Genomic DNA, 11,743 nt, shown 5'->3' with positions numbered 1-11,743 from the left:
TGGAAGCAGATGAAATATTATTGGCGAGACTTTCAAGTCATGACAGCTGATAAAATAGAGCAATGGGTGGAGAGAGTATCAAACCAATTCGGAAAAGAATACATGTTTACTTTTTAATGACAGCTTACATCTCCTCAATCAATTCATCAAGTTTTTCAGAAAATGCTATCCTAAAAAACTGATGATAGATTTCCTCATTATTTATTCCATATATATGCGAGTCAATTTTGCTAGCAAGCTCACGATATTCGTCGATCAGTTTTCCTAATTTTTTATTATCTTGATTAAAATTTATAAAACTCAAAGCATCATTTATATTTTGCCTTAGGGGACTTAAAGAACCCCATATCCTTCTGATTTCACATGGCTCGATTTTAGGACCTAAAAATTTTTTTATCATTTCATTATCTAATTCATTTAAATAGTTATTAAGTACAAGCGCCAGAAGCTTATTAGTTTGAGCTTTATATTCCTTTAAATAAATTATTAAATCTTTAGATTGAGCAGCAATTAATTCACTGCCTTTTTGCTCTCGCCAATTCGTGTAAGTCATTAAGACCGCTATTGGAGCAAATATCCCCGCCGACCAAAGCAAAAGATTTGTCGCTAAAGTAATATCAACTTCTAAACTTTTAAAAATTGCATAAATAGCGATGCATAAGGTTAAGATAATTGCGTAGACTGCTAACACTGTCGCAATCAAATTTTCTGATTTTTTCATCTATTGCTTCCCCAAAAGCAATTTAATTTTTATTTAGTAACACGCTCTTTATTTTCCAAAATCTCTGGCAAACTGCGCTCTACCCAGCCAATCAAATAGTTTATTTTTTCTGCTGCTTGCGAACCGGTAATGGTCAATTGATATTCCACTTTGGGTGGCACAACCGGATACACCGTTCTTAAAATAAAACCATCTTGCTCCAGCATTTTTAAGGTTTGCGCCAGCATTTTTTCACTGACCCCTTCAATTCGCTGTTTCAGCTCACTAAAGCGATGTACACCTTCACTTAAACAGCGCAATACTAGCACTGACCATTTATTGGTGAGATGTTCCAGTATTTCACGGGATGGGCATTCATTAGATAGCACCTGTCCCAACAATGGACTGATTGCATACTTGGTCATTGAAGAGTTCCTTTCTTGATCACGGTTTTTAGTTATTACTTACTATTTTTAATGTACTTACCATTTGTAAGCTAACAGATTCATATGAGCGTATCAAGGTGAATTTTCCATCAATTAATGTATATGATTTTATTAAGCTGATTGGCCAACTTTATTTTCCACAATAAAAAAGAGCCTCAAATGAGGCCCTTTTTTTACAGCATGAACTAATTAAGCATTAGTTTCAGCAGGAACTTTTGGATAGCTTACGCCGCCCATTTGCTCAGCAATACGCAATACTTGGCAGCTATAACCCACTTCGTTATCGTACCAAACATAAGCAGTTAAACGGTTACCAGAAGCGATTGTCGCTTGAGCGTCAAACACACCAGCAGTACGTGAACCGATAAAGTCAGACGATACAACTTCAGTTGAGTTTGTATAACCGATTTGACCTTGAAGGTTAGAGTTGATTGAAATTTGGCGAATGTATTCATTCACTTCTTCACGGTCAACATCTTGACCTAAAGTAAGGTTCAAAATTGCAAGAGATACGTTTGGAGTAGGTACACGTACTGAGTTACCAGTCAATTTACCTTGAAGAGCAGGAAGTGCTTTAGCAACAGCTTTAGCAGCACCAGTTTCAGTGATTACCATGTTTAAAGTAGCAGCACGACCACGACGGTCAGCTTTATGGTAGTTGTCGATCAAATTTTGGTCGTTTGTGAACGAGTGAACTGTTTCAACGTGACCATTAATCACTGTGTACTTGTCATTTAACACTTTAAGTGTTGGTGTAATCGCGTTTGTTGTACAGCTTGCAGCAGAGATGATTGTATCTTCATCAAGGATGTCAGCTTGGTTCACACCGTATACAACGTTCTTCATATCACCTTTACCAGGTGCAGTTAGAATTACGCGTGCAGCACCTGGACATTTAAGGTGCTGTGCAAGACCTTCAGAATCACGCCATTTACCTGTATTATCGATTACAAGTGCATTGTTAATACCGTAAGCAGTGTAATCAACTTCAGATGGGTTAGACGCATAGATCACTTTGATGAAGTTACCGTTAGCAATGATTGCTTCGTTTTCTTCATCAACAGAAATCGTACCTGCGAATGGACCATGAATAGAGTCACGACGTAACAAAGACGCACGTTTTTCTAAGTCACCGTCAGATGATTTACGAACAACGATTGCTTTAAGGTTAAGACCACGACCTAGACCAGATTGGCTGATCATCAAACGTGCAAGGATACGACCGATACGACCGAAACCGTAAAGTACAACATCACGGTTTTCAACGTTAGTTGCATTGCCTTCAAGTGATTTCACAGCGTCAGCAACGAATGCGTCAACATCACCGCCTTTTTCTTTGAACTCAACAGCAAGTTTGCCAAGATCAATTTCAGCAGTACCGATGTTTTCGATTTTCGCTAAAGCTTCAAGAATTGGGAAAGTGTTCACAACTGAAAGTTCAACGTCAAGTACGCGAGTACGACGATGCGCTTTAAGAATTTGGATAACCGAACGGTTAATTAAAGAACGACCGTATACTGTAGCTACGATGTTTTTTTCACGATATAACTGACCCACTAGGGCAATCATACGTTCCGCGATTTCTTCACGGTTTTTCCAGCGACCTTGGTGCTCTGCATGTAGGGCAACGATAGTGTCTTTGCTCACAGATACGTCCTCTAATTAATTGTAAATCTAAGCATAAATTTCAAAACCCCACAATTGTAATGGAAAACTGAAAATTAATGAATCTAAAAGCAGATTTCGACAAGGTTATTTTGTTATATATTCACTATCAATTTTCAAAATAATCATGATTAGTATTATGATTTTATAGCCGAAAGTTGAAAAACTGGCTTTTTCGCAGATTTTTGTCACAAAATTTCAAATGTAGTTTTATCAACCAGATCTCTGCATATTTAGCTCAAAGATGAACGAATATTTATATTTTTCAAATTGTGGTGTTTTTTTATTTTGCTCAATTTATAGTATTTTTACTGATGTTAAGCTCGTAATAATAATTTCACATTTTTAAATGATTTTTAAGAATATTCGACGGAGTCTTACATTTGAGGTTTGAATAAAGGGTTTAGCCTTCAGCTAGAGGTACTCTTACGAAACGTTGTTTCTCATTTGGCAAAATGAGAAGCGTGCTTCATAAGGAAACCATCTTGCGGAGCAATGCTCCTCACTGCAAAACTCGTTCACTACCGTCAATTTATTCAAAGTATCGCAAAAACATTTTTTATTAGAAGTAACCTTGTCTTAGACAATTGCGGATAACATTACCGCGTATCGTTCTTTTATTTGGATCAAATTACGCCTCTAATGTTACTGCCTAACATTAGTTTTAAAGTCAGATCAATATTTAAAATTCTGTTAATTTTTCAGATTCTCAGCAAACTTTTCCAAATTAAAATCAAAGAAATTTACACTCAGCTCTAATATTTTCGGTAGTGCATTTAAACCATTCTCTCCAGTACTAATCGCAAAATATCTCCGATCACTAAAAGACTGCACCTTTAAGGCATTTTCACATGGCTCAAAATCGAGATTGACGAGCTGTGACGCATGTTCCTTTAGCAACATTAAAACCTGCATATAAGTTTGGCGCTTTTTTTGCTGCAGCGCTTTTAAAGCATCAGCTTCAAAGCTTTCATAATCCCCTGTTTTCGTCATGCGTTTGGAAAATCCAATATGTGAACCATTGGTACCCGTATTTTCTACAATCGCTGCTGTAGCAAAGACCTTCTGTTGATCATCAATCGGCTGCAGGAGCGCCTTCAGCGCCATATAAATTTGCTGTGACTGCTGATGATGAAACTCCCACTCATCTTCGTTTTGAATATAAAAAATGTGCGTCCGCCGTTTCAACAAAAGCACCTGCCAAGCCTGTAGTTGAAGTCGCAGTCGTTTCAACTCCAAATTTGCCTCAAACTCCGGGCAACTACTCAAGACTTTTAGACTCGTGATGAGCTTCTGAGATATTTGCATGCTATGGAAAAAGACAAAATCATACTGTATCTGCTCACTCAGTTGATATTGAACAGTCTGATGTAAGGGCTTCAAGATCAATGTATTGAACTGCTGCTCAAAAGCAGGTAAAACCGTCGCTAATTGAGTAGCATCCTCTACATGCAGCATTAAAAGTAGATGCTTATCTACCCGTGTATGTAGTTGCTGCATTAAATTTTGCAGATTTAAATGTATAAAACCTGCAATGGATGCCAACTTTGAGACTCGAAATTTTAATTGTTCGATCTGCTGATTTTCTAGAGCAGTATTTAAATCTATGGCCACCCCATCAAAAACTTCGTCTGCTAGGGCGTCATTGTGCTTTGTCGATAAAAACCGAGTTGCTGAATACTGCGTCGTCCAATCTAAATCAGGCGACAAAATATAAATAAACTCAGATGTTTGTACGATTTGTAAATATCGCGTTTTTTGTTCACGCTTTAAATAATATTTAAAAATCGGATGTTGCCAAACCTCAGATGATTTTGGTATAGAAGCATCAAAAACTTGCCCTAACATATGTGACTTTAAGAAAATTTCGATCAAGAAAATTTTAACTTGCAGAGCAGTGAGTTGACGTGCATCACTCGGCGCAATCAAATCCATTTCACGAATGATTTGTGCGGCATTTAAAATGAAATGCTGATGTAATACATTTTTTTCATACTGTAATTCAAAATCTTCTTCTGCATCTATTTTATTGATATAGGATAGGTTTTCTTCTAATTTTTGCGCAACTTGAATACTCATTGTCAATGTTCGAAGTTCTTCAAGCTGTGTTGCCAAATACTGTGCATGCTCACGCATGACATCATATTTTAGTACTTTCATCAGCATGCCCAAATTCATCGGTACATTTCTTTGATACGACTGTGATGAAGACTCCCAACGAATACCTTTTTGCGATAACACCTGCTGTATCTGTGCTAAATTGGATTGATCAAGATCAGTGCATACTTCAGATACAATACTCCGCCAATGCTGATCCAACACAGGCTCTAGCTGTAAAAGTTTAGCGCTTTGATGAAATGGGACAACCACTGACTGCTTCCTGTATCTTGGTTCTTTAATCGATCTTTTATCGATTTCAGTTTATTTTTATCTAAAATAAATATTTTTGTACACCATCATTCAATGCTGTTCTTCCTAAACAATAAATTGAATCATGGCGTGTTTTAGTTTTCTAAGTTTAAGATTTTATTAAAAAACAGCAAGCATTAATTGTAAACTGATCAATTTATCGTACCAGCATTTTCAGTCTAAGAATCGATTCGATCATTTAACGCTTTTACATTTTTTGCTAGCGCACGTTCATTTTGCTTTTGTTTAAACAGATGCAAGACACCTTCTATCACCAATAACAATACCGCACCCCAAATTGGAATATAGGTCAGCCATTCTTCGGCTTCTACTCGCTCCCCTAATGCGATGGATGCAAAAGCTAACAACACGGGTTCTAAATAACTCAACAAACCAAAAATCACAAATGGCAAATAACGACTCGCCAACATATAGCTACCTAAGCCAAGCGCACTCAGAAAACCCAGTCCTAAAACCGCCAAAATCAGATACGGGAATAACGACATCAGCGCTAAACTATCGCTATGAATAAATCCTAAATAAAAGGCTACAGGCAAAATTAAGCAAAGATCCCACCAAAAACCACCCAAATGATCGGTTTTAAAGGTACGACGTAAAAAGAAATAAATCGGATAAGCCACAGCGACATAGACAGTTTCCCACGCGATACTGCCAATACGCCAAATTTCGTGGCCGACCCCTAAAATTGCCAATGCCACAGCAGCCATCTGCCATTTAGACAGCTTTTCTTTATACAGCACACATCCAACCAGAACCATCACTAAGGGCAATAGAAAATACCCTAAAGATACTTCTAGCCCTCGGCCATTAATTGGCCCCCACAAAAACAACCAAAGCTGTGTAGTACATAAAAGTGAACTAATGATTAACCAAATGAGAAAGATCGGTTGCTTGACCACACGCCAAAAAATTTCACTGACTTTGTTTAAATCTTTCATCCACCACATAAATAAGGTTAAAAATGGCAAGGTCGCCAACATGCGCCATGCAAAAGTTTGCTCGCTATCTAGAGGTTTTAAAAAGATGGTAAAGAAATACAAAATACCGAAAGTGACCGATGCCAATACAGACAATGCAACGCCTTTATACATCTTTCACTCCAGTCCAAATGACTACATAATCTTGATATTTTGCTTGATGAATCAAGCTTTTCATCTGGACATTCTAGCAAATAAAAAACCATGCACAGGCATGGTTTTTTAGCATTTGTTCAAATATTTAGGTTTTAGGTTTCACTGTCTGCTTGGTATGAATAATATCTGATAAATCATAACCAACAGATTGCGCATAATTTAAATATTCCTGAATCACTTCCTGATCTGGATGAGCCGAACGAGAAAGAACCCACATATATTTACGACGTGGCTCACCCACCAAAACTGTTTGATAGTCTTCATCGGCTTTGAGTACCCAATAATCACCACGCCCCACAGGCAACCAACGAATGGCTTCTGGTAAGAAACTAACTTTTAATTTCGAGTTAAACGGTGCATTTTGTACAAATGCCTCGCCTATTGATTGCTTCTTGGTACCATCTTTAGATACACAGCGATTATTTACATTAATGTTGCCATTTTCATTTAGCGTGTAAACCGCAGTCACATCACGGTCACAGCTTTTTTGAAAGACTAAAGGCTTACGAGCTACTTCATACCACATACCTAAATAACGATCGAGCTCGACTTTTTCCACAGTCTGTAAAGGTTTCGTCTGTGCATAGGCCATTGTGGCTGCACCCAAACCAATTAACACTGCTGCACCAAGTGCAATTTTTGCGAGCTTAAAACCAGCTTTCGGAAGATTCGTTGTTGTCATTTTATGCCTCATTTCGATGCAAAACATTCGATGAAAATTAAGTAATTCTTTCTCTCGTGTTTTTACTCTAGCGGAAAGATTGCTCTAAAAATCATTTTCTTGTCTGAATTATGTATGTCATTCAAACAATATTCCGCATCTTGTCTAACAAAATTATGAAATCATCTGTGCTTTTAAACGCAAGATTTCATCGCGTAATCGAGCAGCTTGTTCAAACTGTAAATCTTTCGATGCCTTCAGCATTTCTTTTTCCAGCTTGTTCATATGTTTTGCTAAAAGTTTTGGATCTGACATCAAATGACGTTCATCTGCAGTTAATGCCTTGGCCTGATCTGAAATTTTTGCATCGATTTCATCATCTGTCAGCAGTTCACCAGTATCAATATCATTAACGTTTTGGCGTACAGCACTACGTGGTGTAATGCCATGTTCAAGGTTAAATGCAATCTGTAAATTACGACGACGATCCGTTTCATCAATGGCTTTTTGCATGGAGTCGGTCATACGATCTGCATATAAAATCGCTTTACCGTTTAAGTTACGCGCTGCACGACCAATGGTTTGAATCAAAGAACGCTCAGAACGTAAGAACCCCTCTTTGTCTGCATCTAAAATGGCGACTAGAGACACCTCTGGCATATCTAAGCCTTCACGCAGCAAGTTAATCCCAACAATTGCATCGTATACACCTGAACGCAATTCATGAATAATTTTAGTTCGTTCAACAGTGTCAATATCAGAATGTAAATAAGCGACCTTAATACCATATTCTTTCAAATATGAAGTTAAATCTTCTGCCATACGTTTGGTTAATGTCGTAACCAATACACGCTCATTTAAGTTTTTACGATTATTAATTTCTGACAATACATCATCCACTTGCGTTAACACTGGACGAATTTCAATTTCAGGGTCGACCAAACCTGTGGGTCGAACCACTTGCTCAACGACTTGTTCAGACTTTTCCATTTCATAATGTGCAGGCGTTGCACTGACATAAATGGTCGAAGGAATAATCCGCTCCCATTCTTCAAATTTCATTGGGCGGTTATCAAGCGCACTTGGTAAACGGAAACCATAATTCACTAAGTTTTCTTTACGCGAACGGTCACCTTTATACATAGCCCCAATTTGCGGAACAGTCACATGCGATTCATCGATGATCAATAAGGCATCATCAGGTACATAATCAAACAAAGTCGGCGGTGCTTCACCTGAAGGACGACCTGACAAATGCCGTGAGTAGTTTTCAATACCGTTGGTATAGCCAAGCTGCTGCATCATCTCTAAATCATAACGTGTGCGCTGTTCGATACGTTGAGCTTCGAGTAATTTATCATTTGCACGAAAGAACCCCAGTCGGTCTGTGAGTTCTTCACGAATCGTCCCAATTGCACGCTGTAAATTATCTTTAGGCGTCACATAATGGCTCTTTGGATAAATCGTAATACGTGGCACTTTACGGACCAACTTGCCCGTCAAGGGATCAAACCATCGAACTGAATCAACTTCGTCATCAAACAATTCGATACGAATGGCATTTTGATCCGATTCCGCAGGGAAAATATCAATAATTTCACCACGGATACGGTATGTGCCGCGTAGGAATTCGAGTTCATTGCGGGTGTATTGCATTTCCACCAGCCGACGGATGATGTCATCACGGCTGATTCGATCCCCTTCCACAATATGCAAAAGCATACTCATATAGGCATTCGGGTCACCCAGACCATAAATGGCAGAAACCGACGCTACAATAATTGCATCACGTCGTTCTAATAATGCTCGGGTTGCCGAAAGACGCATTTGGTCAATGTGATCATTAATCGATGAGTCTTTTTCAATAAAGGTATCTGAAGATGGCACATAGGCTTCGGGCTGATAATAGTCATAATAACTGACGAAATATTCCACAGCATTATGCGGAAAGAAGGCTTTAAACTCACCATAAAGCTGCGCAGCCAAAGTTTTGTTATGCGCCATAATAATCGTTGGACGTTGCGTGCGAGCGATCACATTTGCCATGGTATAGGTTTTACCCGAACCTGTTACCCCTAAGAGCAACTGGTCATGCATTCCTTTCTCAATCCCCTTGACCAATTTCTCAATCGCTTGAGGCTGATCACCTGCGGGCTGATATTGTGTTACCAGTTCAAAAGGCTGTTCCTGCATCACACTCTTCTTCAACAGTTTTTATAGGGCTTTATTATGAGGGCAAAGTTGCACAAAACAACGCTAAATTTATGTAAAAAGCCAAAGTCTCTTACAGACAGAAGAAACTTTACTGAGTATGTGTTTCTATACTTTGTCATCAACTTCAAAAAATATAAAGCGCCTGATTGTGCCAATTTTTTTCGAAGAAACTCTTTAGGCTAAAAAACTCATAGATAAAGCGTTCATTTAACCCAGATAGATACTTGACCTAGCTAAATTTCACCTGCAACATGAACAAAAGGACGCCACAGATCAAACTTTATGACTTACCAATATCATGACGAAAGTATTGTTAAAAACTTAGCTGAAGATACCATTTTTGTTTTTGGCAGCAATATGGCAGGTCAACATACTGGCGGTGCAGCGCGTACTGCCCTAGAGCATTTTGGTGCAATGAATGGTATTGGTCGTGGATGGGCTGGTCAAAGTTTTGCTATTCCAACGATGAATGAGCATTTACAACAAATGCCGTTGTCACAAATTCAACACTATGTCGATGATTTTAAAATCTATACCAAGAATCATCCGAAGACTAAATACTTCATTACCTCGATCGGTTGTGGTGTCGCTGGCTATAAAGTTGAAGAAATTGCTCCCATGTTTAAGGGGATTTCCAGAAATGTTATTTTTCCAATTTCATTCCGTCCTTTCGTTGAAAAAGCATTACCAAAACTCACCTCGAAACTTTTACATACGATTTATCGAGATTCGGTTATTTTCGCACCTTCAACAGATGAGTTGGTTGATGTACTGGCCTTAACGGATAATGAAAAAAGTCTTGCGAAAATTGTCCTGAATACCCAAATGTACCCGACAGACAGTAATGGTCGTGACCGTATTTTTGAAATTGAAGATATTTTGCATGCCCTGAATGGGAAAATATTTGAATTTCAAAGTAATTCTGAAGGCCCGATGATGTTTGGCGGCGTTATTTTAGCCCTACTTGAACTGTACAATATCAATGAAAAAGATTTCATCGATGTTTGGAAAGCTGAACGTGAAATTGCTGCACCAAAGCCTGAAAATAAAGCCCGTAAAGCCAGCCGCTAAAGGCTCTTTTCACCACATTTGAAACACCCAAAAAGCCAATGTCCATATTGGCTTTTTTTCTACGGTTGTTTAATGGTTTTTAGTGACTTAAGTCACATTAAAAATAAAACTTATTTTACATATCACATTATTTTAATATCATTTTTTTCGTCTTATACTACTTGCTGACATTATCATAAAGAATGACGAGCACATAAAATAGACATGCTAGATTCTCCTTTTTTTGAGCTATCCCCCATTGCCATGTGGCTTGAAGATTACAGTGAAGTCAAAAAACAATTTGATCTCTGGCGTCAACAAGGTGTGCAGGATCTCGCCACTTTTCTTCAACAAGATGAATCTCGTATTTTGCAATGTGCGAGAAAAATAAAAATCTTACAGGTCAACACAAAAACACTAGAACTGTATCAAGCACGTGACTTTGAACATTTATGTCAAAACCTGGATTTAGTTTTTCAGGCGGAGATGTGTCAAACACACATTAGAGAATTGGTTGCATTGTGGAATGGTGAAACGCATTTTTCCCATTCTGCTGTGAACTATACGCTCAGTGGACAACGCCTAGACATTCAACTCAAAGGCATTGTGCTACCGAGTCATGAGCAGGATTTATCTGCCGTTTTAATTACGACTGAAGATATCACCTCTTATACTGAAGCTTGCCGTTTACAAGAACAAAGTCGTCATTTGGCAGAAGCGCGTTTTCATTATTCTCCGACCTCACTTTGGGTCGAAGATTTTAGCCGGATTAAAATCAAATTAGATCAGCTACGCGCTTTAGAAATCGAAGACTTTGTCACTTTTTTGGATGTTCATCCCGATTTTGTACAAGAGTGCATTAAAGAAATACTGATCGTTGACGTCAATCAAGCCACGCTTGATTTATTTGGCGCTCCGAACAAAGAAATATTGCTCAAAAATGTACATAAAGTATTTGCCAAAGAGATGCTTCAAACATTTAAAGAACAGTTGATTGAACTTTGGAATGGTAATTTACATCATCAACGTGAAGCTATAAATTATGCACTTGATGGCAGTATTCGCCACGTCTTACTACAATTTACTGTATTTCCCGATTATCTTGATGATTGGAGCACCGTGCAGGTTGCCTTAACCGATATTACTGCACGTAAAAAGGCTGAAAATTATCTTGAGTATTTAGGTAAACACGACGTACTGACCAAACTCTATAATCGTTCATTTTATATCGCAGAACTCAAGCGTCTCGAACGCAATCAATTACGTCCTGTTTCTTGTATTTTTATTGATTTAAATGGACTAAAAGAACTCAATGACTGAACCGTACCGGGTTTGTCGGAGACATTTTTATTTAAGTTAGGCCACGTGACCTAACGGGTTAATCTTATCATAGTACATTGCTTCAAACTCAAAAGGCGATACATAACCCAATGCGCTGTGTACA

General features: G+C 38.2%; 8 protein-coding genes and 2 pseudogenes. 3 read left to right on the top strand and 7 right to left on the bottom strand.

Annotated elements, in window-relative coordinates:
- Positions 1-117: pseudogene (locus tag FTT94_RS15380) on the top strand (transposase); the annotation flags it as partial.
- 7 nt (positions 118-124) lie between these two features.
- On the opposite strand, the gene FTT94_RS16790 reads toward FTT94_RS15380, so the two are convergent.
- From FTT94_RS16790 to uvrB, 7 genes are all read right to left on the bottom strand, one after another.
- Positions 125-721 (bottom strand): hypothetical protein, encoded by a 597-nt coding sequence (locus tag FTT94_RS16790; protein ID WP_257231469.1) that lies wholly within the window; start codon positions 719-721, stop codon positions 125-127.
- Between the two features lie 29 nt (positions 722-750).
- Positions 751-1,125: a helix-turn-helix domain-containing protein gene (locus FTT94_RS15370; protein WP_125278388.1), complete on the bottom strand. Its 375-nt coding sequence runs from the start codon at positions 1,123-1,125 to the stop codon at positions 751-753.
- A 210-nt stretch (positions 1,126-1,335) separates the two neighbouring features.
- Positions 1,336-2,793, bottom strand: a complete 1,458-nt coding sequence (locus FTT94_RS15365) for a glyceraldehyde-3-phosphate dehydrogenase (RefSeq protein ID WP_078191876.1) — start codon at positions 2,791-2,793, stop codon at positions 1,336-1,338.
- Positions 2,794-3,504: 711 nt separating this feature from the next.
- Positions 3,505-5,181, bottom strand: a complete 1,677-nt coding sequence (locus FTT94_RS15360) for a hypothetical protein (RefSeq protein WP_180171072.1) — start codon at positions 5,179-5,181, stop codon at positions 3,505-3,507.
- Positions 5,182-5,399: 218 nt separating this feature from the next.
- Positions 5,400-6,332: an EamA family transporter RarD gene (rarD, locus tag FTT94_RS15355; RefSeq protein WP_180171071.1), complete on the bottom strand. Its 933-nt coding sequence runs from the start codon at positions 6,330-6,332 to the stop codon at positions 5,400-5,402.
- A 127-nt stretch (positions 6,333-6,459) separates the two neighbouring features.
- Complete coding sequence (locus FTT94_RS15350) at positions 6,460-7,056, bottom strand: lipocalin family protein (protein ID WP_180171070.1); 597 nt, start codon at positions 7,054-7,056, stop codon at positions 6,460-6,462.
- A 153-nt stretch (positions 7,057-7,209) separates the two neighbouring features.
- Entirely contained in the window at positions 7,210-9,231 is a 2,022-nt protein-coding gene (gene uvrB / locus FTT94_RS15345; protein ID WP_180171069.1) for an excinuclease ABC subunit UvrB, read from the bottom strand.
- 300 nt (positions 9,232-9,531) lie between these two features.
- On the opposite strand from uvrB, the gene FTT94_RS15340 reads away from it, so the two are divergent.
- The gene (locus FTT94_RS15340) at positions 9,532-10,320 is read left to right on the top strand and encodes a hypothetical protein (RefSeq protein WP_180076925.1); all 789 of its coding nucleotides are present in this window, start codon (positions 9,532-9,534) and stop codon (positions 10,318-10,320) included.
- Positions 10,321-10,518: 198 nt separating this feature from the next.
- Positions 10,519-11,616, top strand: a pseudogene (locus tag FTT94_RS15335) (GGDEF domain-containing protein); the annotation flags it as partial.
- Positions 11,617-11,743: the final 127 nt, after the last annotated feature.

This window comes from Acinetobacter sp. YH12027, from assembly GCF_013420085.1.
GTDB lineage: Bacteria > Pseudomonadota > Gammaproteobacteria > Pseudomonadales > Moraxellaceae > Acinetobacter > Acinetobacter amyesii.
This window is presented reverse-complemented; position numbering and strand designations above follow the sequence as displayed.